The sequence below is a fragment of the Streptomyces sp. NPDC001135 genome (assembly GCF_053598395.1).
Map to the genome: position 1 here is coordinate 69,835 of NZ_JBSFKD010000016.1, position 22,163 is coordinate 91,997.

The window sequence follows — 22,163 nt, forward strand, 5'->3', positions numbered from 1 at the left end:
CCCCTCAGTCCCATTCCAGGCCGCCGCGCCGCCATACGTACGCGTATGCGACGAAGACGGTGAGCACGAAGAGCAGCATCTCCACGAGCCCGAAGATCCCCAGGGCGTCGAAGGTGACGGCCCAGGGGTAGAGGAAGACGATCTCGATGTCGAAGACGATGAAGAGCATCGCCGTCAGGTAGTACTTGATGGGGAAGCGCCCGCCGCCGGCCGGCGTGGGGGTCGGCTCGATACCGCACTCGTAGGCCTCGAGCTTGGCGCGGTTGTACCGCTTCGGACCGATCAGCGTGGCCATGACCACGGAGAAGATCGCAAAGCCTGCCCCGAGGGCTCCCAGTACGAGGATGGGCGCATACGCGTTCACCGCTCCTCGCTCCTCTCAGTCGGCGCTGACTGCTGGCGGTTGCACTGGTGCACTGCGCTCACTTCCGCCTCACCGGTCCCCCGAGCCCCGTCATCCCGGGCGAAGATCGGGAACATGTGAAGCAGGTCACAAGCCCAGTTGCCACGCATCTTATGCCCGCCGCTCTGTGATCTGCGACACGGGGTATTCCACAAGCTTTGTGATCTCCACCACCTGACGAAGGATCATGAAGTCGGATGATGAGTGATCTTCATACGGGAAGCGTTCAATTGATCACCAGAAGTGACATTCTCGCTTGTCACTGCAGGCCGGAGAGGGCGTCTCCATATCAAGAGACTTCCGCTGCATGCAAATTGGTGCTGGACGCGGGCTCCTGGTAGAGGGCGGCGTTCACACATCAGAGGGAGGCGCGGGTGCGGTGTGGACGGGGGTGCGGACGCGTGCACGCGTTCACGAGCGCCGCACGCACGAGACGCCCCTCCACCGGTAACCGTTCCGTGACCTCCGCCACATTGATGAGAGATCCCTAAGAACCGGGCTTGGCCAACGACCTCGACCGGTGGTAGGTGGGGGGCAATCCGGACGTAATGATCAAAGACCGTGATCAAGCCCTTGATCACCGACGTCCGCTATGTCCGTTACGGCGTCAATAAAGAGCGACACGCCCGGGATTCTGGGTCTCGATTGAGCAACTGTGGCGCAGCACACGTTTCTTGAAGATATGAAGGAGCCCCTGGTACCGGTTGTTCCCATGTCCCACACCGCTCACATACGCAGCCACCGGAAGCCCCGCCGCAGCGCGTCGACCCTCGCGATGCGGGCCGGAGTTGCCGGTGGCGTCCTCAGCACCCTGGCAGTCGCCGGGGCGTCCGGCTCGGCGAACGCGGCCGAGCCGGTGACGCAGACCCTCGAACTGCCCACCCTGACGGCCGACCTGGCCGCTCAGGCGGCCAAGTCCGCGGACGCCACCCAGCAGGCCGCCGCGAACTACCAGCTGCAGGCCGAGCGAGACGCGGCCGCCGCAAAGGCCGCGAAGCAGGCCAAGGCGGACCTCGCCGACGCGAAGCAGAAGGCCGCCGCGGCCAAGAAGAAGGCCGAGGAGGCCGCCCGCAAGGAGGCCGCCGCGCGCGCCTCCCGCAACGCGGAGCGCACGACGCTCTCCGCCACGACGGACTCCGGCAGCACCTCCACGAGCACGTCCACGGCCACCGGTTCGGCCGCGGCCGTGATCTCCTTCGTGAAGGCGCAGATCGGCAAGGCGTACGTCTCCGGCGCCACCGGCCCGTCGGCGTACGACTGCTCCGGCCTGGTGCAGACGGCGTTCAAGCAGGTCGGGATCAGCCTGCCCCGCGTCTCCCAGGACCAGTCGACGGCCGGCACCCAGGTGTCGCTGAGCAACCTGCAGCCGGGTGACATCCTGTACTGGGGCCCTGCGGGCAGCGCGTACCACGTCGCGGTGTACGTGGGCGACGGCATGTTCGTCGGCGCGCAGAACCCCTCCAGTGGCGTCGGGGAGCACCCGCTCTCGTACGACCCGCCGACCGGCGCCGTGCGGGTGCTCTGAGCACTCCCGCGCCTCTCAACGCGCGTAGGGCCGCAGCCGCTCGGGGGCAGCGGCCCTGCGGCGTTCCCGGCACGCCAGGGCGGTGTTCCTGACATGCTCGGCGCGGGCCGCCGCCCGGCGGTCCGTCCACGAGCGAAGGAGACCGCGCGATGCCACGCGTGTTCGTACAGGGAAGGCCCGCCGACCACTACCCCCGCCACGCCCCGGAGGCCCGGCGTGGTGCGGTGCGCCGGATCACCGAGGCGGGCGAGGAGGTCCTGCACAAGCCGTGCCGGGACGTCACGGAGTTCGGGCCCGACCTCGCCGCGCTCATCGACGACATGTTCCTCACCCTGTATGTCGCCGAGGGAGCGGGACTGGCGGCGAATCAGGTAGGGGTCGGTCTCCGGCTGTTCGTATACGACTGCCCCGATGACGACGGTGTCCGACATGTCGGGCACATCGTCAATCCGGTCCTCGAAACGCCCACGCACGGACGACGCCTGCTGGACGAGGGTGAGGGCTGCCTGTCGGTGCCCGGTGCCGTGATGGCCGTACCGCGGCCGGACAGGGCCGTCGTACGCGGGCAGGACAAGGACGGCCGACCGGTCGTCGTCGAGGGCACGGGGTACTTCGCGCGCTGCCTCGCCCACGAGACCGACCACACCAACGGGTACCTCTACCTGGACCGGCTCTCCCAGCGGGAGAAAAAGGACGCGCTGCGGCAGATGACGGCCCGGCGCGACGAGGTGTTCGCCCGCCGGGCCGCCCGGGCCGGTGAACTGAGCCGGGGCTGACCGACCCGGCGGGGGCTCACGCCTTCGGGGCCACCTTGCTCAGGCCGTTGATGATGCGGTCCATCGCGTCGCCGCCCGTGGGGTCGGTGAGGTTCGCGAGGAGCTTGAGGGTGAACTTCATCAGCATCGGGTGGGTGAGGCCGCGCTGGGCGGCGATCTGCATGACCTTCGGGTTGCCGATGAGCTTCACGAAGGCGCGGCCGAGGGTGTAGTACCCGCCGTAGGTGTCCTTGAGGACACGCGGGTAGCGCTGCAGGGCGATCTCGCGCTGGGCGGGCGTGGCCCGCGCGTGGGCCTGGACGATGACGTCGGCGGCGATCTGGCCGGACTCCATGGCGTAGGCGATGCCCTCGCCGTTGAAGGGGTTCACCAGGCCGCCGGCGTCGCCGACGAGCAGCAGGCCGCGCGTGTAGTGCGGCTGGCGGTTGAAGGCCATGGGGAGGGCGGCGCCGCGGATCGGGCCGGTCATGTTCTCCGGGGTGTAGCCCCAGTCCTCCGGCATGGAGGCGCACCAGGCCTTGAGGATCTCGCGCCAGTCCAGCTCCTTGAAGGCGGCGGAGGTGTTCAGCACGCCCAGGCCCACGTTCGACGTGCCGTCGCCCATGCCGAAGATCCAGCCGTAGCCGGGCAGCAGACGGTCCTGGGGGCCTCGGCGGTCCCACAGTTCCAGCCAGGACTCCAGGTAGTCGTCGTCGTGACGGGGGCTCTCGAAGTACGTCCGGACCGCGACGCCCATCGGGCGGTCCTCGCGGCGGTGCAGGCCCATCGCCAGGGACAGGCGGGTGGAGTTGCCGTCGGCGGCCACCACCAGGGGCGCGTGGAAGGTGACCTCGCGCTTCTCCTCGCCGAGTCTGGCGGTGACGCCGGTGATGCGGCCGGTGCGGTCGTCGATGACCGGGCCGCTCACGTTGCAGCGCTCGTACAGCCGCGCCCCCGCCTTCTGGGCGTTGCGGGCGAGCTGCTCGTCGAAGTCGTCGCGCTTGCGGACCAGTCCGTAGTTGGGGAAGGAGGCCAGTTCCGGCCAGTCCAGCTGGAGGCGGACACCGCCGCCGATGATGCGCAGGCCCTTGTTGCGCAGCCAGCCGGCCTCCTCGGAGATGTCGATGCCCATCGCCACGAGCTGCTTCACCGCACGCGGGGTGAGGCCGTCGCCGCAGACCTTCTCGCGCGGGAACTCGGTCTTCTCCAGGAGCAGGACGTCGAGACCGGCCTTGGCGAGGTGGTACGCGGTCGTGGAGCCGGCCGGGCCCGCGCCGACGACGATGACGTCCGCGGTGTTCTCGGAGAAGGGCTCGGGGACTCGCTCGGAGTGGGGCTCGGTCTCGACGGTCACGGCGGGATCTCCCCAAGGTTCGAAATCTGCGTGCCGACCGGCACTGGACATGGGCAGTCTATTCAGCAGAATTGATCACCCGGCTGAAGGGCTGTCCTGTGAACCGACCCCTCCCCGCGGTACGGCTGCGCGTCCCCACCCACGAGGACGCGATCGCCTGGCACCGGGTCTTCGACGACCCCGAGGTCATGGAGTTCTACGGCGGCAGGCCGGCGGCGCTGTCCGTCTACGAGGAGCTCACCGCGCGCCAGCGGCGGCACGACGCGGAACGCGGCTTCTGCCTGTGGACCCTGCTGGACGGGTCCGGGGAGGTCATCGGCTTCACCGGGGCCCAGCCCTGGCGGCCCGGCTGGGGGCCGGTCGGCGAGATCGAGATCGGCTGGCGGCTGGGCCGGGCGCACTGGGGCAAGGGGTACGTCACCGCGGCCGCGCGCGAGACGCTGGAGCGGGTGCGGGCGGCCGGGGTGCCGGAGGTGGTGGCGATGGTCCGGCCGGGCAACGAGCGGTCGATCGCGGTGACCCGGCGGCTCGGCATGCGGCCGGCGGAGACCTACCCGCATCCCACGCTGGACGAGGCGGCGCTCTGCTTCCGGCTCGCCCTCAACACCCGCGCGGATAACGCAGCGTAGTCGTCTGTTACAGAAAGACACCAACTCCTTCCGGCCCGGGCGCACGGGAGTTACCCTTCCAGTACCGCTGGGGGTGACATCTGTGCGTATAACACCCAAAACACCCGAAGTGCGCGTACCGCGGCTGGTCGGACTGATGGCCGTGGACGCGCGCGAAACGGCCCGGGCGCGGGGCCTCCTCCTCAACGCGCCGGACCGCCCGGACTTCCACCTCACGGTCGTCGACTACGTCGTACGCCAGTACCCGCAGCCCGGCGCCGAGGTGCCGCGGGAGTCGATGGTGTACGTGTGGTTCGACTTCGGTGAGGGAGAGGGCGGCGGAGGCGTGCGCGAGCCCCGCATCCCACGGCCGCCCACGGGTGGACTCCGACGCGAACTCGGTGAGCCCGGTGACGCCTTCGAGATGATCGACCGCTGAGCCCGCCGCCCGGGAGAAGGGGGCTCAGCTCTCCTTGAAGCCCCGGTGCAGCGCGACCACACCGCCGGTGAGGTTGCGCCAGGCCACCTTCGACCAGCCCGCCTTGCCCAGCCGCTCGGCCAGGGCGGGCTGGTCGGGCCAGGCGCGGATGGTCTCGGCGAGGTAGACGTAGGCGTCCGGGTTCGAGGAGACCGCACGGGCGGCCGGCGGCAGCGCGCGCATCAGGTACTCGGTGTAGACGGTGCGGAACGGCGCCCAGGTCGGGTGCGAGAACTCGCAGATCACCACGCGTCCGCCGGGCCGGGTCACCCGGTACATCTCCCGCAGGGCCGCGTCCGTGTCCTGGACGTTGCGCAGCCCGAAGGAGATCGTCACGGCGTCGAAGGTGTCGTCCTTGAACGGCAGCCTGGTCGCGTCGCCGGCCGTGAAGGGCAGCCAGGTGTGCTTCCTCTTGCCGACCTGGAGCATCCCGAGGGAGAAGTCGCAGGGGACGACGTACGCGCCCGTGCGCGCGAAGGGCAGCGAGGAGGTGGCCGTACCGGCCGCCAGGTCGAGGATCTTCTGCGCGGGGCGCGCGTCGACCGCCTTCGCCACCTCCTTGCGCCAGCGCCGGTCCTGGCCGAGCGACAGCACGTCGTTCGTCAGGTCGTACCGTTCCGCCACGTCGTCGAACATCGAGGCGACTTCGTGCGGCTGCTTGTTCAGGGAAGCGCGGGTCACCCGCCCATTGTTGCAGCCCGGTCTCACGGCGGGAGCGTCGGCTTCTCGCGTGCCGCGTTGCCTCCGGCGGAGCTATCGGCGCCTGAACACCAGGCGGCCCGCCAGCACCGTCGCCACGCATGTCCCCGCGCCCCGCTCGGCGAGTTCCGCCTCGTCGTGGACGTCGAAGACCGCGAAGCGGGCCGCGGAGCCGGGCTCACGCGCGGGTGGGCGCATGGGTTCAAGGCCGGACGCCAAGGGGTCGAGGGAGGGCGCTCCGCCGGGTCGGCCCAGTCGGCCCACGATCCCCAGTCCGGTGCGCCGCACGGCGTCCTGGACCGCGCGGTTGCGCAGCGGTTCGCAGGCCGCCGCGACCGTGCCGTGCGCCAGCATGCGCTGCACGCCGCGCCGGGCGCTCGCGCCCCAGCGGGCGTCGTCGAGCGCGAGCGCGGTCAGCGCGTCGCCGGTCAGCGGCTCGGCGCCGAGGGTGTCGGCCTCCCGGGGATCCGGGTGGTACGCCTCCTCCAGCAGCTCGTTGCCGTGGAGGTTGACGAATCCGGACGTGAGGATGCCGGGCCAGGTGCGCACGCGCGCGTGCGGGTACGCGGCGGCGAGCTCCTCGAGGGGGCCGGCAGCCGCGATCCACTCGCCCTCGACGGCGAGGGCGTGGCCCCTGGAGTCGGCGTGAACGGTCAGCAAGGCGCCGCTGGTTCGACTAGTTCGACGCCAGCAGCTTCAGTTCGGGGTGGGCCGTGCCACCCTCGATGGCCGTCGACGAGATGTGGGACATGACCCGCTCGTCGACGGGGTCGTTCGCCGGGTCGTCGTGGACGAGGAGGTGCTCGTACGTCGTGGCGCGCTGTGCCGGGACGCGGCCCGCCTTGCGGATCAGGTCGATGATCTCCAGGCGGTTGGAGCGGTGCTTGGCACCGGCCGAGGAGACCACGTTCTCCTCCAGCATGATCGAGCCGAGGTCGTCCGCGCCGTAGTGCAGCGACAGCTGGCCGACCTCCTTGCCCGTGGTCAGCCACGAGCCCTGGATGTGCCGGACGTTGTCCAGGAAGAGGCGGGCGATGGCGATCATGCGCAGGTACTCGAAGAGCGTCGCCTGCGTCCGGCCCTTCAGGTGGTTGTTCTCGGGCTGGTAGGTGTACGGGATGAACGCGCGGAAGCCGCCCGTGCGGTCCTGTACGTCCCGGATCATCCGCAGGTGCTCGATCCGCTCGGCGTTGGTCTCGCCGGTGCCCATCAGCATGGTGGAGGTGGACTCCACGCCCAGCCGGTGCGCGGACTCCATGATCTCCAGCCAGCGCTCGCCGGACTCCTTGAGGGGCGCGATGGCCTTGCGGGGGCGCTCGGGGAGCAGTTCCGCGCCGGCGCCCGCGAAGGAGTCCAGGCCGGCCTCGTGGATCCGGGTGATGGCCTCCTCGACCGACACACCGGAGATACGGGCCATGTGCTCGACCTCGGACGCGCCCAGGGAGTGGATGACGAGCTGCGGGAAGGCTTCCTTGATGGCCCGGAAGTGCTTCTCGTAGTACTCGACGCCGTAGTCCGGGTGGTGGCCGCCCTGGAACATGATCTGGGTGCCGCCCAGTTCGACGGTCTCCGCGCAGCGGCGCAGGATGTCGTCGAGGTCGCGGGTCCAGCCCTTGTCCTTGTCCTTGGGGGCCGCGTAGAAGGCGCAGAACTTGCACGCCGTGACGCACACGTTCGTGTAGTTGATGTTCCGCTCGATGATGTACGTCGCGATGTGCTCAACACCCGCGTACATGCGGCGGCGTACGGCGTCGGCGGCGGCGCCCAGGGCGTGCAGCGGGGCGTCGCGGTAGAGGACGAGCGCCTCCTCGGGCGTGATGCGTCCGCCCGCTGCGGCTCGGTCGAGCACGGACTGGAGGTCGGCCTTCTCGGTCACCGGGCGTCCCTTTCGTCAAGGGTTGTGGACGGACTGGCTCAGCCTACGTCAGCCACTTCCCCGGCCCGCTCTCAGGCCGCGTACGCGCCGATCAGCAGGCCGGTGAAGGCCCCGGCCAGCAGGAACGGGCCGAACGGGATCGCCGATGTGCGGCTCGCGCGCCGTACGACGACGAGGGCACCGCCGTACAGGGCGCCGAGCAGGAAGCCGGCGAAGGCGCCGAGCAGGACCGTGGGCCAGCCGTACCAGCCGAGTACGGCGCCCATGCCGACGGCCAGCTTCACGTCGCCGAAGCCCATGCCGGCCGGGTTGATGCGGTACAGCGCGTAGTAGCCGGCGCCGAGCGCGAGGGCTCCGTACAGGGCGGTGGGCCAGTGGCCGGCGTGCTCGGGCAGCAGCGCGGCGAGGCCCAGCAGGGCGAGGGCGGACCCGGCGAGGGGCAGGGTCAGCGGGTCGGGCAGCCGCTGCACCCGGACGTCGACCAGGGCCAGCAGCACCGCGACGGGCGCGAGCAGCAGCCAGACCGCCAGTTCCGGCCGGGTGCCGGTGGCGGCGGCGAGAGCGGCGCACGCCAGGGCGGTGGCGAGGACGGCAGGGAGCACCTCCGTGCGCAGTCGCCGGCCCGGCTTCCCTCCTCCGCACGCGCCGCACCCCGTCCGGCCGATCCAGCCCCGCAGCGGGTGGCCGTCCGGGCAGTGGTCCCGCCACGGTTCACCGGAGGGGACGGCGAAGCGGTAGGCGGCGCGGGGCAGCAGCGTGCCCGCCAGGGCGCCCCACAGCGCGGCGGCGGCCATCAGCGCCCCCGTACTCATCGCGTCCCGCCTCCCCTCGCGCTCACGGTCCTCATCCGACCTTCGACATGCGGGCCCGCGCGTTGCCCTCGGCCGCGCTGTCCGAAGTGAACCGCAGGTCGTCGCCGACCGGGGTCAGTTCGACCTGGCGCGGGCCGGCCACACAGTGCCCGGGGTTGTCCTCCGCGCCCACCGAGGTCGCCAGGAGCCGGGACTTCGTCACCTTCTTCAGGGTGAGGACGTCCGTGCACACGCCGCCGATCTGGTCGGTGTTCCGGAGCCGCCCCAACTCCTGGCCCACGGCAGCCTGGTGGACGGTGATCCGGAAGGTGCCGGCGGGCAGTCCGAGTTCGGTGCCCTGTCCTTCCCAGGTGCCGAGGTAGCGGGCCGGGATCGCACCGGATCCCCCGCCGGGGGCGCTGCTGTACGCCGCGCTCGGCGCCGGGGAACGGGGGGCGCTGCCCGCGCCCGCGTCGGTGTCGTTCTGGAACCAGGGCCGCAGCACCGCGCCGAGTACCAGGGACACCACGGCCAGCGCTCCGGCGAACGCCAGCACCACCGTGCAGCTCAGCCGGCGACCGCGGCCGCCCGCCGCCGGTGCGGAGGCCGCCGCCACGCTGACGGAGACCCGGCCGGACGGCGGCGCGTCCCGCGGCTCGGGCACGACGGTCGGCACCCCGGGCGGCACGCCGTCCACGCCGGTCGCGGACTCCGGGGAAACCCCGGCCGCACCGGTCGCGCCCCCCGGAGCCGCCCCGGCCGCACCGCCCGCCGTACCGGAAGGATCCGGCGCGCCAGGGCCCTGCGGACGCATCACGGGCGCGGGCCCGAAAGCGCCGGCTCCGGTGAAGGAGGCCGGCTCGGCAGGGGCGGAGGCAGGGGCGGAGGCAGGGGCCGCGTCGGCCGCCGACGCCGGTGTCGGTGCCCCCGTCACCGCCGGCCGGTCGAAGGCCACCGGGCCCGACCGCGCCGTCTCCCCCGTGTCCAGGTTGAGCAGGCGGACGGCGCTGCGGCTGACCTGTTCCACCAGGGGGCCCGGCAGCCAGCCGCCGGCGACCAGTCGGGTGGCGCCTTCGGGGGCGAGCCGTCGGCTCACGTCGGCGGGTGCGGGCCGAGCCGCCGGGTCCTTGGCCAGGCAGGCCGCGGCGATCTCGCGCACCTCACCGTCGAGCAAGCCGAGTTCGGGCTCCTCGTGCACGACCTTGTAGAGCAGCGCGGCCGAGGAGTCCCCGCGGAAGGGCGCTTCTCCCGTGGCCGCGTGGACGAGGACCGCGCCGAGGGAGAAGACGTCGGCCGCACCCGTGACGCCCTTGCCGAGGATCTGCTCGGGTGACATGTAACCCGGGGAGCCGATCGAGACTCCGGTGGACGTCAGGGACGCCGTACCGTCCATGGCCCGCGCGATACCGAAGTCGATCAGCAGCGGTCCGTCCAGGGTCAGCAGGACGTTGGACGGCTTCACGTCCCGGTGCACGAGCCCGCGTTCGTGTACGGCCGTCAGCGCCTCGGCGAGGCCCGCGCCCAGGACCCGCACGGTGTGCGCGGGCAGCGGGCCGGTGTCGGTGACGGCCGCGGCGAGGGAGGGGCCGGCCGCGTAGGCGGTGGCGACCCAGGGCACCGGGGCGTCCGGGTCCGCGTCCAGGACGGGCGCGGTCCAGGCGCCGCCGACCCGGCGGGCGGCCGCCACCTCGCGCCGGAAGCGGGCGCGGAACTCCTCGTCCAGGGCGAAGTGCGGGTGCACGATCTTCACCGCGACCGTACGGCCGCCCGCGCTGCGGCCGAGGTAGACCCGGCCCATCCCGCCGGCGCCGAGCCGGCCGAGCAGCCGGTAGGGGCCGACGGTGGCCGGCTCGTCCACGTCCAGCGGCTGCATGGCGCGCTCCCCCCAACGCCTCCGGCCCCAAGGCCCGTACCCGAGGCCCGTGTCCGGGCCTGTCGCCCTCAGCCTAGTGACGCGTGGTCACCGACGCAGCAGGTCCACCTTCACGTCCGCCGGGAAGCCGGTGGTCGGGCCGACGCGGCGGGCGAACTCGGCGACCGCCTCCAGCTGCGGGGAGCCGAAGCTGAAGTCGAGGGTGGTGAAGTACTGCGCGAGGGTCGCCTCGTCGAAGGCCTCCCAGCGGGCGGCCTGTTCGGCGACCTTGGCGACCTCCTCCAGGGAGAGGTTGCGGGATGCGAGGAAGGCCTCGTGGACCTGGCGGGTGATGTCCGGCTCGCGGTCGGCGTAGTCGCGGCGGGCCGCCCAGACCGCGAAGACGAACGGCAGGCCGGTCCACTCCTTCCAGAGCGCACCGAGGTCGTGGACCTCCAGGCCGTAGCGCGGGCCGTCCAGCAGGTTCGCCCGCAGTGCCGCGTCGCCGATCAGGACCGCCGCGTCCGCCTCCTGCATCATCAGGCTGAGGTCGGGCGGGCAGGTGTAGTAGTCGGGCCGGACGCCGTAGCGGTCGGCCAGGAGGAGCTGGGCGAGGCGGACCGAGGTGCGGGAGGTCGAGCCGAGGGCGACCCGGCAGCCGTCCAGCCGGTCCAGCGGGACCTGCGAGACGATCACACAGGACATCACCGGGCCGTCGCACCCGACGGCGATGTCCGGGAAGGCGACCAGGTCGTCGGCGTTCTTCAGAAACTCGACGAGGGTGACGGGGCCGATGTCGAGGTCGCCGCGCACGAGCTGCTCGCTGAGCTTCTCCGGGGTGTCCTTGGTCAGCTCGAAGTCGAGGAGGGTGCCGGTTCTCGCGAGCCCCCAGTACAGGGGCAGGCAGTTCAGGAACTGGATGTGGCCGACGCGCGGCCGGGTGCGAGAATTGTCCACATCGGGACACTAGACCCCCTGCGGTACGGTGCCCGGACCGGCCCCACCGTCGCCGCGCCGTCAAATGGCCCAACGGCCGTTCAAACATCCGGGTGACGTGATCTTGACCCCTATTGCTTTCGGCTGCCCGGATGCTAGGCTTGCCGCAAGTTGCAGTTTGGTTTCCCTTGCAGTACAGAGCCTGCGGAGCATGTGACCGCGGGCTCTCGTCGTTTTCAGACGAATGCAGTTGTGCAGCACCGTTTCGCACGTGCAGGTTCTGGAGCAGGGCAACCCTTTTGAGCCCAAGGAGGGCTTATGGCTACCGGAACCGTGAAGTGGTTCAACGCCGAAAAGGGCTTTGGCTTCATCGCCCAGGAGGGCGGCGGCCCCGACGTCTTCGTTCACTACTCCGCGATCAACGCCTCCGGCTTCCGCTCCCTCGAGGAGAACCAGCAGGTGAGCTTTGACGTGACGCAGGGCCCGAAGGGTCCGCAGGCGGAGAACGTCACCCCCGTCTGATCACTGCCTGATCGCAGAACCTGAGAGCAGTACCCAAGGAGCCCCGCGCCGTTCCGGCGACGGGGCTCCTGCCTTTCCCTCCCGGCCTCCGGCCCCCGACACCCCCCGGCCGTCGGTGAATTCTGTGCGAATTCCCTACGTGTGCTGCATGACGAGAACGAACGTCGTGCCCGGCTCCAGCGCCTCGTAGGAGTGCGGCACATCTCCCCTATAGGTCATGTAATCCCCGGCACCGAGTTCGGCTTCCTCCCCCGCCGGGCCCGCCTTCACCCGGCCGGAGCTCACGATCAGATGCTCGACGGTGCCAGGGATGTGCGGTTCCGACACGCGGGCCGCCCCGGGCTCGGCGCTCAGGCGGTAGATGTCCCGCCGGACCGAAGGGGGGCTCGCGGACAGCAGGGTGGCGGCATACGTCGCCTGCGCCGAGGCGACCGCCGGCCCCTCACCGGCCCGGATCACCTGGACGCTCGGCACCGGCGGCTCCACCAGCGCGCTGAACGGCACCCCCAGCGCGACCGCGAGCGCCCAGAGCGTCTCCACGTTGGGATTGCCGCTCGCCGCCTCCAGCTGGGAGAGCGTGGACTTCGCGATTCCGGCGCGTTTGGCCAGCTCGGACAGGGACAGGCCGGTACGGGCGCGCTCACGCTTGAGCGACGCGGCGATCCACTCCCGGGGGAGCCGGGCGGGGGGCTCGGACATGTCGTTCGCTCCATCGGTATGATCGTTCGCCTTGACGGACAGGGCGTTCGCTGTCCATTGTAGAAAACATGCGTTCGCTTCTCCGAACACCCAGTGACCGTTCCCTGGTTCGCGACAGTTCACTCGTCTGGCTGGCCAGCGGTGTCGTCGGCGTCTCCTTCGGCGCCGTCTCGGTCGCGGGCGGGCTGCCGGTGTGGGTGCCGGTCCTGATGTCCGTGGTGGTGTACGCCGGATCGGCCCAGTTCAGCGCGGTGGGAGTGCTGCTCGCCGGGGTCGGCCCGATCGCCGCCGCGGCGACCGGACTGCTGCTGAACACCCGCACAGCCGCGTTCAGCCTGGCCGTGGCCGAGATCCTCGGGACCGGACGGGCGGCCCGTTTCCTCGGCGCCCACCTGGTCACCGACGAGACGGTCGCCTTCGCCCTCGCCCAGCCCGACCCGGTACGGCAGCGGCGGGCGTTCTGGATCTCCGGGCTCGGGCTGTTCGCCGTGTGGAACACCGGGGTGCTGGCGGGCGCGCTCGCCGGCGGCGCGCTGGGCGACACGGCCCGGTACGGGCTCGACGCCGCGTTCCCCGCCGTGCTGGTCGCGCTGGTGCTGCCCCAGCTGCGCGGGGACGCGACGGTACGGCGGTGTGCCGTGCTCGGCGCCGTCATCGCCCTCGCGGCGACGCCCGCCGTACCCGCCGGAGTGCCGGTGCTGCTCGCCCTGGCCGGGCTCTTCCTGCATCGCCGTCAGCCCGTGGAGGCCGCCGTATGAACGCCACCGTCCTCGTGATCATCGCGCTGGCCCTGGGCACCTACGCCTTCCGGCTGGTGGGGCCGGTGCTGCACGGGCGGGTCCAGATACCGGCCCGGGCGCAGGAACTGGCCTCGGCCGGGGCGGTGGTGCTGCTCGTCGCCCTCCTGGCCACCGGCGCGCTGACGGAGTCCGGCGGATTCGCGGGCTGGGCCCGGCCCGCCGGGGTCCTGGTCGGCGGCCTGCTGGCCTGGCGCCGGGCACCGTTCGCGGTGGTGGTGCTGGGCGCGGCGGTGACGGCCGCGCTGCTGCGGCTGGCCGGGGTGGGCTAGGCCGCCTTCCGCCAGATCGTCAGGTCTCCCTGCAGGAAGGCGATGTCCGGGAGCGCGGTGGACTTGGTCTGGATCACGTACAGTCCGATGTCGCCCTCGGTGTCCTTGATGCAGAACTCGGTGCCGGCCGCCGCCCCGGCCAGCGTCCAACTGTGCTTCTTGGCGCTGCCGAGTATGAGCCGGCACTCGTCGAGGGTGGTGCCGTGCGCACCCCACATCTGGACGAAGACGGCGCTGTCGCTCGTCAGCTCACACCCGAGCGACCGGCAGTCGAAGCGGATGTCACCCTTGCGGTCCTCCCGTGCGGGCTCCTTGTCCCTGAGGCTCAACGAGGTCTTCGCGTCCAGCTGCACCGGGGCGAAGCCCTCCGGCCGCGGGTCCTGGGGCGACGCCGACGAGGACGCCCCGCCCCCGGACGCGCTGCCGGACCCGTCACCGGCCCCGCGCCCCGACGGGTCCGGCGCATGCGAGGAGGAGCCCGGCGCGGACGCCGACGACCGTGCCGCCGGCCCCGTGGCGGACGTCCTGGAGCCCGCCGCGTCCCGGCCACCGGGCCTGTTCTCGGCGTCCATCACCCACCACGCCAGGGCCGCCACCAGCAGCGCGCCCCCCGCCACACCGGCGGCCGTGACCAGCGCGGCACGCCGCCTGCGGGCCTTGCGCTGCTCCGCCGTCGGCTGCGGCCACCCGGCCGGCGACCGCGGGTACCCGATCAGCGGCTGCGGGGAGACCGGGGTGGGGTCGGGCACCGGCGCCGGGACCACGACCTCCGGCCCGGTGATCTCCCGCCACACGGCCGGTCCCCCGCCCGCTCCGGCGTCCGCCCCCAGCCGCTGCCGGCACCACTCCACGACCTCCGCCGCCGTGGCCCGTTCGGCCGGGTCCGAGGCCAGGCAGCGGGCGAAGAGCGGCCGCAGCGGCTCGGGCAGCAGGGACAGGTCGGGTGCGGAGTGCACGATGCGGTACAGCATGTTGACGCCCGAGCCGTCGCCGTAGAGCGGCCTGCCCAACGCCGCGAACGCCGCCGTCTGACCGAGCGCGAAGACATCGGTCGCCGTCGTGACCTCGTCCCCGGACGCCTGCTCCGGGGCCATGAACGCGGGCGTGCCGATGGTGTTTCCGGTCGCCGTGTACGACGTCCCGTCGGCGGCCAGCGCGATCCCGAAGTCGATCACGCGTGGCCCGTCGGCGGCCAGCAGCACGTTCGACGGCTTCAGGTCCCGGTGCACGATGCCCTCGGCGTGGATGGCCTGCAGCGCCTCCGCCACCCCCGCCATCAGCCACAGCACCGCCGGCACCGGCAGCGGTCCGCGCCGGGCCACGGCCTCCGCCAGCGACGGCCCCGGCACGTAGAGCGTGGCCAGCCAGGGCGGCACGCCGTCCGCGTCGGCGTCGATCAGCTCGGCGGTGTACGCGCCCCGGACCCGCCGGGCCGCCCTGACCTCCCGTGCGAACCGCCGCCGGAAGTCCGGATCGTCGGCCAGCTCCGGCCGCACGACCTTGAGGGCCACCGGTCGGCCACCCTGCGTGTGCGACAGGTAGACCCGGCCCATACCCCCCGCGCCCAGCCGCGCGGCGAGCCGGTAACCGGCCACCACCGGCGGATCGTCCCCCTGCAGTGGCTGGAAAACATCTGTCTCCTGATCCATCGGCCCTTTCCCCCCGCCCCGATCAACTGACCGAACGACAGAAGCCTAAAGGGCCTGTCAGTGCGGGTCGTTACGGTCCTCCCCATGACCGACACCGAGGACTTCCTGACCGCCACCCGCACCTTCTACGACACGGTCGCCGAGGACTACGCCGACCACTTCCGCGATCCGCTCGCCGCCAGGCCGCTGGACCGGGCGCTGCTCGGCGCGTACGCCGAACTGGTCGGCCCGGACGTGCCGGTGGCCGACCTCGGCTGCGGGCCCGGCGCGGTCACGGCCCACCTCGCGGATCTGGGTCTGTCCGTCTTCGGCCTCGACCTCTCCGCGTCGATGCTCGCCATCGCCCGCCGGGAGTATCCCGCCCTGCGGTTCGAGCAGGGGTCGATGCTGGAGTTGCCCTTTGCCGACGGTTCCCTCGCCGGTGCCGTCTCCTGGTACTCCAGCATCCACACACCGGTGGCTGAACTCCCCCGTCTCTTCGCTGAGTTCTTGCGCGTGCTGGCACCTGGCGGCCATCTCCTGCTGGCCTTCCAGACGGGGGACGAGCCGCGCCGCCTGGTTCAGCCGTGGGGACGCCCGGTGACCCTGGACTTCCAGCGGCGCCGTCCCGAGTTCATGGCGGAGCTGCTGACCGAGGGCGGTTTCGTCCTCCACTCCACCACCGTGCGCGCACGGGACGCCGCGCTGGAGGAGTCAGCGGGCCAGGCGTTCCTTCTCGCCCAGAAGAAAGACTGACCAGGCGGAGGGGGTGAGGGTGAGGTGGGGGGCGGCGGGTTGCTTCGAGTCGCGGAGGTGGATGGCGGTGGGGTGGGCGGCCATCTCCAGGCAATCGCCGCCCTCGCCCCCGCTGTGGGTGGACTTGCGCCAGGTGTAGGCAAGTTCGAGGCACTGCCCGCCCTCACCGTCGCTGTGGCTCGACTTAAACCAGCTCAGCTGCTCTATGGTCATCGCTCTTCCAGCATCTCCTCGATCAGGTTCAGGGACTCGTGCGGGTTGAGGGCTTGAGCCCGGATGATCCCATAGCGGGCGGCGAGGATGCGGACCTCTTCGCGGTCGGTGATCAACTTCGGATGCCCCTGGTTCTCCATGTACGCAACCTGCTCCTTCCCCTTGGGGATCAGCAAGGTGAAGGAGCCGCCAAGTGAGGGGTGCTCCGTGCGCCCCGTCGGCATCACCTGTACCTGCACATTCCGCATGCGACCGATCCGTAGCAGCTGGCGGAGCTGTTCCCTTTGTACCTTCGGACCGCCGATCGGCCGTTCCAGTACGGCCTGTTCCATGACGAAGCTGAACTCCGGCGGCGGCCACTGTTCAAAGATCTGTTGGCGCGAGAGCCTGTCCGCCACCCGTTTTTCGATGGTCTCTTCATCCAGGGGCGGGTGCCTCTGTGTGAACACCGCCCTTGAGTACGCCTCGGTCTGAAGCAGCCCCAGCACGCCCATGGTGCTGTAGTCGTGCAGTGAGACCGCCTCCGCCTCCAACGCGGCGTAGCTGCGGTACCACTCCGGATGCCGCGTCCGCGCCTTGGTCATCGCCTCCTCGACTTGTGGGATGACAGCCGTCAACAGCCCCTCCGCTTGGAGGATGTCATCCGCCTTCCGTAGGAACTCCGGCCTCGGTGTCCGTACCCCTCTCTCCATGGCGGAGATCTGGTCAGGGCCGTACCCCACCAAGCTGCCGAACTCCCGCTGGTTCAACCCGGCCCTCTCCCGAAGCAGCTTCAACAGGCTGCCCACCACGGCGAAGACCCCCACCGCCCCATTCTCCTCAGCAGGCCTCTCCGGTCGCCGCTCCCGCTCCTGGGTCACTCCACCCTCCGACTACTCGTACGCCAACCGACCGCACCCGTACGACTACGCTCAGTCGCCGTGATTCCCCTGGTCAGCGTAGGGAGAAGTGACCACGCTCTGTCACGTGAATCTGGAAATCTCCACCCCCACCCACGAGCTCGCGCAGCGGCTCAGCTCCACCCCCCTCGGCGCCCGACTGGCCCGGCGCCTCACCGCCCACCAGCTCGCCACCTGGGGATACCCGCACGACAGCGACCCGAACTGCACCGCTCAACTCCTCGTCGCCGAGCTCGCGGCGAACGCCGTCACCCACGGTCGGGTACCGGGCCGGGACTTCGAGCTGCGGCTCCGGCTGCTGCCCGGGAGGGACACCTTGCGTATCGAGGTGAGTGACGCCCGGGGTGACAAGGAGCTGCGGTTCCTGGCCGATGGGCCGGAGCACGAGCACGGGCGCGGACTCGTGGTCGTACTGGTGCTGTCGACCCGCTGGGGCGTGGCGCCGCGCACCGTCGGCAAGACGGTCTGGGCGGAGCTCTCGCTCAGCGCGCGGCGGCGACCGTGTCCGCGAAGGCCCGTGCCGGAGGGCTGAGGGCGTCCCAGCGGCGGACGGCCCAGCCGACCGGGAGGGGGCGCAGGCCCCGTAGCGGGACCAGCCGCAGGTCGCCCTCCCCCGGTACCGGCAGTCCGGGTACGGCGGGTACGACCGCCCGGCCCACCCCCAGCTCGGCCAGCAGCAGCGCCGTGTCCCAGTCGGCGACGCTCGTGTCGTAGGCGAACCGCACGCCCAGCTCGGCGCAGGCCGCGTCCAGGTGGGCCGCGGAGGTGGAGTTGGGGGGCAGACGGATGAGGCGTACGTCGGCCAGTTCCGCGGGGTCGAGATCCGGCCGCGCGGCGAGGGGGTCGTCGGCGCGGAGGGCGAGCAGCCAGGGCAGTTCCGCGATCGTCCGCTGCTCGATGCCGCGGACCCGGGGGCCGACGGTGATCCACGCGAGGTCGAGGGTGCCGTCGGCCAGGGCGTCGAAGGTGCCGCGTCCCGAACTGACGGTGCGGAACTCCAGGTTGACCTTGGGGTGACGGCGGCGGAAGGCGACCACCGCGTCGGACATGAAGTGCCGGACGGTGGTGGCGCCGGTGGCGACGCGGACGTACCCGCTGTGGCCGTCGGTGAGGTCGCGCAGCTGCCGTAGCGCGAGGTCCAGCCCGGATATGCCCTCGGCCGCCGCCGCTTCCAGGATCCGGCCGGCCTGTGTGGGGACCACCCCCCGCGGTTGGCGTTCCAGCAGCCCGACCCCGGTCTCCTTCTCCAGTCGCTTCACGTGCTGGCTCACGGCGGACTGGGTGCAGCCGAGATCCCGCGCGACGGAACTGAGGCTGCCGGCGCGGCACACGGCCACGAACACACGGAGGTCTTCGAGGGTCACAAGCCCCAAGCTAACACTTGGAGTTATCGAGAAAACCCAAGGATTGACTGGCTGTCAGGACCGTACAAGGATCGGTGGCGGGCCGCGATCGACCCAGGCGGCAACCCGCTCCCCGCCCCGCCGAGCGTCCGGACCGAGGCGGGACCAGCGAGGAGCGGGTGTCGACCGTAGCCGCTTCGACGCACAGGCCTCAGCTCCCGTACAGGCTCTCCACCTCGCCGGCGAAGTCCCGCACGACCGCCTCGCGGCGGAGCTTCATGGAGGGCGTCAGATGGCCGGCCGCCTCGGTGAAGTCCACGGGGAGTACGGCGAAGCGGCGGATCGACTCGGGGCGGGAGACCAGCTTGTTGGCCTCGTCGACCGCGCGCTGCAGGACCGCCTCCAACTCCGGGTCACCGACGAGGAGTTCCGGCGGCACCGGGTGCTTGCCGATCATCTGCCGCCAGTGGGTGACGCCGTCGGGGTCGAGGGTGATCAGCGCGGCGACGTACGGCCGGCCGTCGCCGACCAGCATCACCTGGGAGATCAGCGGGTGCTGGCGCAGCCAGTTCTCCAGCGGGGCCGGGGCCACCGACTTGCCGCCCGCCGTGATCAGCAGTTCCTTCTTGCGGCCGGTGATGGTGAGGTAGCCCTCGTCGTCCAGTTCGCCCAGGTCGCCGGTCGCCAGCCAGCCGTCCCGGGTCGCGGGGACGACGCCGCCGGCCCGGGGGTCCCAGTAGCCGCGCAGGACGTGGTCGCCGGCGACGAGGATCTCGCCGTCGGCCGCGATCCGGACGCGGGTGCCGGGGAGCGGCCAGCCGACCGTCCCCAGGCGGGGCTTGAGGGGTGGGGTGACGGTCGTGGCGCCGGTGGTCTCCGTCAGGCCGTAGCCCTCGAAGATCTCGATGCCGGCACCGGCGTAGAACGCGGCGAGGCGCCGGCCGAGCGGGGAGCCGCCGCAGATGACGTACCGGACACGACCGCCCATGGCGGAGCGGATCCTGCGGTAGACGAGCGGGTCGTAGAAGCCGCGGGCCGCCTTCAGGGCGCGGCTCGGGCCGCTGCCGGTGCCGGTCTGGCGGGCCTCCAGCGCCTCGCCGTAGCGCCGGGCGACGGCCGTGGCCCGGTCGAAGACCGCGACCCGGCCGCCCGACTCCGCCTGCGCACGGGCCGAGTTGTAGACCTTCTCCAGCATGTACGGGATGGTCAGCAGGGCGGTCGGCCTGAAGGCCGCCAGGTCCGGCAGCAGGTCCTCGGCGGCCAGGCTCGGCGCGTGGCCGAGGCGGACCCGGGCGCGGACGCAGGCGATGGCCACCATGCGCCCGAAGACGTGTGACATCGGCAGGAAGAGGAGGACCGACGGCTCCTCGTCCTGCGCCTTGAAGACCGGGTGGAGCAGTTCGACGGCGTTGTCGACCTCGGCGAAGAAGTTGCCGTGCGAGAGGGCGCAGCCCTTGGGACGGCCGGTGGTGCCGGAGGTGTAGATGAGCGTGGCGAGGGTGTCGGGGCCCAGCATGCCGCGCCGTACGGCGACTTCGCCGTCCGGCACCGGTGCGCCGGCCTCGGTGAGCCGGGTCACGTGCTCCTTGTCCATCACCCACAGATGGCGCAGGTCGGGCAGGTGCTGGAGTTCGGGGCCGATGGCGGAGGCCTGGGCGGTGGTCTCGGTGATCAGGGCGACGGCGCCGGAGTCGTGCAGGATCCAGCGGGTCTGGAAGACCGAGGAGGTGGGGTAGACCGGCACGGTGACCAGGCCCGCGGCCCAGGCGGCGAAGTCGAGCAGCGTCCACTCGTACGTCGTACGGGCCATGACGGCGATGCGGTCGCCCGGCACCAGGCCCTCGGCGATCAGCCCCTTGGCCACCGCGAGCACCTGCTCGGCGAAGTAGGCGGCCGTCACGTCCGTCCAGCGGCCGTCGGGCAGCTTGCGGCTGAGCACGATCGCGGCGGGCGCGGACTCCGCGTTCTCGAACGGCAGGTCCGCGAGGGAGCCGTGTTTCACCGCGGGCGTGAACGGCGGTACGGACACCTCCCGTACGGTGCCGTCCAGCCGTTGGACCCAGGGTTCCACGAGGACCGGGCGGCCGTCGTAGTCGGTGGCGGAGACGGGGGCGTTCGGGTACGGCGTGGACACGAGCGGCTCCTGTGGCGTGCGTGCACCTGCGGTGGTCCCTCATGGATACGGAGAAAGGGGTTACCGCTGGTTAGGCAGGTGATCGTACGGCGCCACTGTGAGGGGATTGTGCGAGTCCGGGGATGGTCCGGAGCCGGGGATGTGCAGCCTCGGGGGTTGTGTGAAAGGGGCTCAGCTTCCGCTGTTTCCAGGCCTGTCCTGCTCTTCTACGCGGGCCTGGGGCGGGCGGCGCAGGCGTGCGGCGGTTCGTCGTGGGGCCGGCCGGTGGCCGCTTCGGCCGGCACACCGGGCAGGGGGGAACCGCTCGACTGGGACCGCGTCTGCTGCGGCCCGAGCCGCCTCAGGTGCTGGACCACGTAGGCGGGGGTGACCTCCGCGTTCCAGATGAGCTCCGTGGTCACGGACGGCAGCGGCAGCGGGATCTCGACCAGCTGCCGGTTCTCCAGCTGGGGCCCGACGGCGATCAGAGGGACGAGCCCGAGCCCCAGTCCGGCCAGCGCGGACGACTTGACCCCGTCCACGCTGCCCACCTGCTGTATGTCGACGCGGCCCAGGCGGGGCAGCACCTCGTGCTCGGCGATCTCCCGGAAGACGCAGCCAGGGGCGGTGAGCAGCAGCCGGGACGGGCGGGCCACCGCCTCCGGCGCGCCGATCAGCACGGCCCGGTCGATCCACAGATGCCGGCGGTTGTCCTGTTCCGGTGCGGACGTCCGGGCCGGCTGCACCGAGGCCGTCCTGGAGTTGACGAGTGCCGCGGACAGTTCACCGCGGCTCACCTGGGCGCGCAGCTCGGCCACCTCGCCGACGAACACCTGCGTTTCGATGTCCGGCACCAGCCGGCCGAGGGTGCGCAGGAACCCGGGAAGGCGGTAGGTGCACAGGGACGCCGTGGCGCCGATGGACAAGGTGGTGTGCGAGCCGTTCTCCGCGGCGGCGGTCACCGCGGTCTGGGCCTGCGCCATCTTCTCCAGGATGTCCTTGGCGTACTCCAGGAGACAGACCCCGGCATGGGTGAGGCGGTGTCCGGTCGCCCTGCGCTCCAGCAGGGCGGCGCCCAGGGAGCGTTCGAGGCTCTGCAGGTGGCTGGTGACCGTCGATCGGGCATACCCCAGACGCTTCGCGGCCTCCGCCAGACTCTCGCTCTCCGCCACGGCGACGAATGTTTCCAGCCGTTGCACGTCCACGCTCGCGTCCCCTCCCCGAATCCGCACCGCATTCAGGCAACAACATCGCATGTACCGCCCATCCAGGCGATACCCGCTCCGGCTCCCCGCGCCCGTCACGCACCCCCCGGTATCAGCCATTCCGGCAGCCCGCGCACACACGGGCCGGGTGACTTCCCGGTCCGGCCCCACTTCGGTGACCAGGCCCGCAAGTGCGGTCGAGCAGGACCACCCGAGCGGTCACGGAGCCCGTGCCGACGTCGACTGCGGCCGGTTTTTGCCCTCAGGTACAAACTCAAACCAAAGTTCATCTTTTTACCTTCCAGGCCCGCCCTTGACCATCTCCTTACGATTCCACGGCCCCGGTTCACGCCAGGCGAACCGCGGTTCACGACCTCCGAATCGGTATGGGTCGCCGGCCCGTGACGCGTGATCGTGAGGGAGCCGCACCACCGGCTGC

At 71.5% G+C, this 22,163-nt stretch carries 24 protein-coding genes; 9 read left to right on the forward strand and 15 right to left on the reverse strand.

The window, feature by feature from the left end; translation table 11 throughout:
- Positions 1–4: 4 nt before the first annotated feature.
- Entirely contained in the window at positions 5–364 is a 360-nt protein-coding gene (locus ACWC94_RS20620) for an NADH-quinone oxidoreductase subunit A (RefSeq protein WP_003992243.1), read from the reverse strand.
- A 751-nt stretch (positions 365–1,115) separates the two neighbouring features.
- Between ACWC94_RS20620 and ACWC94_RS20625 the strand changes: the two genes are divergently transcribed.
- Together ACWC94_RS20625 and def are read left to right on the forward strand one after the other, a co-directional pair.
- On the forward strand, positions 1,116–1,928 hold the full coding sequence (locus tag ACWC94_RS20625) for a C40 family peptidase (protein ID WP_450798227.1): 813 nt from the start codon (positions 1,116–1,118) through the stop codon (positions 1,926–1,928).
- Positions 1,929–2,077: 149 nt separating this feature from the next.
- Complete coding sequence (gene def / locus ACWC94_RS20630; protein ID WP_450798228.1) at positions 2,078–2,704, forward strand: peptide deformylase; 627 nt, start codon at positions 2,078–2,080, stop codon at positions 2,702–2,704.
- Positions 2,705–2,720: 16 nt separating this feature from the next.
- Here the strand turns inward: def and ACWC94_RS20635 are convergent, their stop codons facing one another.
- Positions 2,721–4,037, reverse strand: coding sequence for a geranylgeranyl reductase family protein (locus tag ACWC94_RS20635; RefSeq protein WP_450798230.1), 1,317 nt, complete (start codon positions 4,035–4,037; stop codon positions 2,721–2,723).
- A 98-nt stretch (positions 4,038–4,135) separates the two neighbouring features.
- Between ACWC94_RS20635 and ACWC94_RS20640 the strand changes: the two genes are divergently transcribed.
- Entirely contained in the window at positions 4,136–4,666 is a 531-nt protein-coding gene (locus ACWC94_RS20640) for a GNAT family N-acetyltransferase (protein ID WP_450798232.1), read from the forward strand.
- A 109-nt stretch (positions 4,667–4,775) separates the two neighbouring features.
- Positions 4,776–5,084: a PASTA domain-containing protein gene (locus tag ACWC94_RS20645; RefSeq protein WP_450798233.1), complete on the forward strand. Its 309-nt coding sequence runs from the start codon at positions 4,776–4,778 to the stop codon at positions 5,082–5,084.
- Between the two features lie 24 nt (positions 5,085–5,108).
- Here ACWC94_RS20645 and ACWC94_RS20650 read toward each other — a convergent pair whose 3' ends face one another.
- The 6 genes from ACWC94_RS20650 to ACWC94_RS20675 all read right to left on the reverse strand — a co-directional run bounded on the left by ACWC94_RS20650 (position 5,109) and on the right by ACWC94_RS20675 (position 11,298).
- Complete coding sequence (locus ACWC94_RS20650; RefSeq protein ID WP_450798234.1) at positions 5,109–5,804, reverse strand: demethylmenaquinone methyltransferase; 696 nt, start codon at positions 5,802–5,804, stop codon at positions 5,109–5,111.
- Positions 5,805–5,876: 72 nt separating this feature from the next.
- Complete coding sequence (locus ACWC94_RS20655; protein WP_450798235.1) at positions 5,877–6,482, reverse strand: imidazolonepropionase-like domain-containing protein; 606 nt, start codon at positions 6,480–6,482, stop codon at positions 5,877–5,879.
- 16 nt (positions 6,483–6,498) lie between these two features.
- Entirely contained in the window at positions 6,499–7,698 is a 1,200-nt protein-coding gene (gene mqnC / locus ACWC94_RS20660) for a cyclic dehypoxanthinyl futalosine synthase (protein WP_450798236.1), read from the reverse strand.
- 71 nt (positions 7,699–7,769) lie between these two features.
- Positions 7,770–8,510, reverse strand: a complete 741-nt coding sequence (locus ACWC94_RS20665) for a prepilin peptidase (RefSeq protein ID WP_450798237.1) — start codon at positions 8,508–8,510, stop codon at positions 7,770–7,772.
- A 31-nt stretch (positions 8,511–8,541) separates the two neighbouring features.
- Positions 8,542–10,362: a serine/threonine-protein kinase gene (locus ACWC94_RS20670; protein ID WP_450798238.1), complete on the reverse strand. Its 1,821-nt coding sequence runs from the start codon at positions 10,360–10,362 to the stop codon at positions 8,542–8,544.
- Between the two features lie 87 nt (positions 10,363–10,449).
- On the reverse strand, positions 10,450–11,298 hold the full coding sequence (locus ACWC94_RS20675) for a menaquinone biosynthetic enzyme MqnA/MqnD family protein (RefSeq protein ID WP_450798239.1): 849 nt from the start codon (positions 11,296–11,298) through the stop codon (positions 10,450–10,452).
- Positions 11,299–11,595: 297 nt separating this feature from the next.
- On the opposite strand from ACWC94_RS20675, the gene ACWC94_RS20680 reads away from it, so the two are divergent.
- Positions 11,596–11,799 carry a cold-shock protein gene (locus ACWC94_RS20680; RefSeq protein WP_003992177.1) on the forward strand — a complete coding sequence of 68 codons (204 nt, stop codon included), beginning with the start codon at positions 11,596–11,598 and terminating at the stop codon, positions 11,797–11,799.
- 135 nt (positions 11,800–11,934) lie between these two features.
- Here ACWC94_RS20680 and ACWC94_RS20685 read toward each other — a convergent pair whose 3' ends face one another.
- The gene (locus ACWC94_RS20685; RefSeq protein ID WP_450798240.1) at positions 11,935–12,498 is read right to left on the reverse strand and encodes a helix-turn-helix domain-containing protein; all 564 of its coding nucleotides are present in this window, start codon (positions 12,496–12,498) and stop codon (positions 11,935–11,937) included.
- Positions 12,499–12,566: 68 nt separating this feature from the next.
- Between ACWC94_RS20685 and ACWC94_RS20690 the strand changes: the two genes are divergently transcribed.
- Positions 12,567–13,256, forward strand: a complete 690-nt coding sequence (locus ACWC94_RS20690) for an AzlC family ABC transporter permease (protein ID WP_450798241.1) — start codon at positions 12,567–12,569, stop codon at positions 13,254–13,256.
- On the forward strand, positions 13,253–13,567 hold the full coding sequence (locus tag ACWC94_RS20695; RefSeq protein WP_450798242.1) for an AzlD domain-containing protein: 315 nt from the start codon (positions 13,253–13,255) through the stop codon (positions 13,565–13,567). Before ACWC94_RS20690 ends, ACWC94_RS20695 begins: the two co-directional genes overlap by 4 nt.
- On the opposite strand, the gene ACWC94_RS20700 is transcribed toward ACWC94_RS20695, so the two are convergent.
- Positions 13,564–15,216 (reverse strand): serine/threonine-protein kinase, encoded by a 1,653-nt coding sequence (locus ACWC94_RS20700; protein ID WP_450798243.1) that lies wholly within the window; start codon positions 15,214–15,216, stop codon positions 13,564–13,566. The two genes, ACWC94_RS20695 and ACWC94_RS20700, sit on opposite strands and share 4 nt — an antisense overlap.
- A gap of 84 nt (positions 15,217–15,300) precedes the next feature.
- Between ACWC94_RS20700 and ACWC94_RS20705 the strand changes: the two genes are divergently transcribed.
- On the forward strand, positions 15,301–15,951 hold the full coding sequence (locus tag ACWC94_RS20705) for a class I SAM-dependent methyltransferase (RefSeq protein WP_450798244.1): 651 nt from the start codon (positions 15,301–15,303) through the stop codon (positions 15,949–15,951).
- Here ACWC94_RS20705 and ACWC94_RS20710 read toward each other — a convergent pair.
- The gene (locus tag ACWC94_RS20710; RefSeq protein WP_450798245.1) at positions 15,910–16,164 is read right to left on the reverse strand and encodes a DUF397 domain-containing protein; all 255 of its coding nucleotides are present in this window, start codon (positions 16,162–16,164) and stop codon (positions 15,910–15,912) included. The genes ACWC94_RS20705 and ACWC94_RS20710 overlap by 42 nt on opposite strands.
- Positions 16,161–17,024 carry a helix-turn-helix domain-containing protein gene (locus tag ACWC94_RS20715; protein WP_450798247.1) on the reverse strand — a complete coding sequence of 288 codons (864 nt, stop codon included), beginning with the start codon at positions 17,022–17,024 and terminating at the stop codon, positions 16,161–16,163. Before ACWC94_RS20715 ends, ACWC94_RS20710 begins: the two co-directional genes overlap by 4 nt.
- Positions 17,025–17,130: 106 nt before the next feature.
- Here ACWC94_RS20715 and ACWC94_RS20720 point away from each other — a divergent pair, with 106 nt between their 5' ends.
- Positions 17,131–17,595, forward strand: coding sequence for an ATP-binding protein (locus ACWC94_RS20720; protein ID WP_450798248.1), 465 nt, complete (start codon positions 17,131–17,133; stop codon positions 17,593–17,595).
- On the opposite strand, the gene ACWC94_RS20725 is transcribed toward ACWC94_RS20720, so the two are convergent.
- From ACWC94_RS20725 to ACWC94_RS20735, 3 genes are all read right to left on the reverse strand, one after another.
- Positions 17,546–18,427, reverse strand: coding sequence for a LysR family transcriptional regulator (locus ACWC94_RS20725; protein WP_450798249.1), 882 nt, complete (start codon positions 18,425–18,427; stop codon positions 17,546–17,548). The two genes, ACWC94_RS20720 and ACWC94_RS20725, sit on opposite strands and share 50 nt — an antisense overlap.
- Positions 18,428–18,617: 190 nt before the next feature.
- Positions 18,618–20,540, reverse strand: a complete 1,923-nt coding sequence (locus tag ACWC94_RS20730; protein WP_450798250.1) for an AMP-dependent synthetase/ligase — start codon at positions 20,538–20,540, stop codon at positions 18,618–18,620.
- A gap of 206 nt (positions 20,541–20,746) precedes the next feature.
- Positions 20,747–21,724, reverse strand: coding sequence for a LysR family transcriptional regulator (locus ACWC94_RS20735; protein ID WP_450798251.1), 978 nt, complete (start codon positions 21,722–21,724; stop codon positions 20,747–20,749).
- Between the last annotated feature and the right edge of the window lie 439 nt (positions 21,725–22,163).

Excerpts from the sequence above, each read along its gene's own strand:
- ACWC94_RS20625 (WP_450798227.1), top strand. The coding sequence starts at position 1,116 with ATGTCCCACACCGCTCACATACGCAGCCACCGGAAGCCCCGCCGCAGC.
- def (WP_450798228.1), top strand. The coding sequence starts at position 2,078 with ATGCCACGCGTGTTCGTACAGGGAAGGCCCGCCGACCACTACCCCCGC.
- ACWC94_RS20665 (WP_450798237.1), bottom strand. The coding sequence starts at position 8,510 with ATGAGTACGGGGGCGCTGATGGCCGCCGCCGCGCTGTGGGGCGCCCTG.
- ACWC94_RS20670 (WP_450798238.1), bottom strand. The coding sequence starts at position 10,362 with ATGCAGCCGCTGGACGTGGACGAGCCGGCCACCGTCGGCCCCTACCGG.
- ACWC94_RS20680 (WP_003992177.1), top strand. The coding sequence starts at position 11,596 with ATGGCTACCGGAACCGTGAAGTGGTTCAACGCCGAAAAGGGCTTTGGC.
- ACWC94_RS20685 (WP_450798240.1), bottom strand. The coding sequence starts at position 12,498 with ATGTCCGAGCCCCCCGCCCGGCTCCCCCGGGAGTGGATCGCCGCGTCG.
- ACWC94_RS20690 (WP_450798241.1), top strand. The coding sequence starts at position 12,567 with ATGCGTTCGCTTCTCCGAACACCCAGTGACCGTTCCCTGGTTCGCGAC.
- ACWC94_RS20695 (WP_450798242.1), top strand. The coding sequence starts at position 13,253 with ATGAACGCCACCGTCCTCGTGATCATCGCGCTGGCCCTGGGCACCTAC.
- ACWC94_RS20700 (WP_450798243.1), bottom strand. The coding sequence starts at position 15,216 with ATGGATCAGGAGACAGATGTTTTCCAGCCACTGCAGGGGGACGATCCG.
- ACWC94_RS20705 (WP_450798244.1), top strand. The coding sequence starts at position 15,301 with ATGACCGACACCGAGGACTTCCTGACCGCCACCCGCACCTTCTACGAC.
- ACWC94_RS20710 (WP_450798245.1), bottom strand. The coding sequence starts at position 16,164 with ATGACCATAGAGCAGCTGAGCTGGTTTAAGTCGAGCCACAGCGACGGT.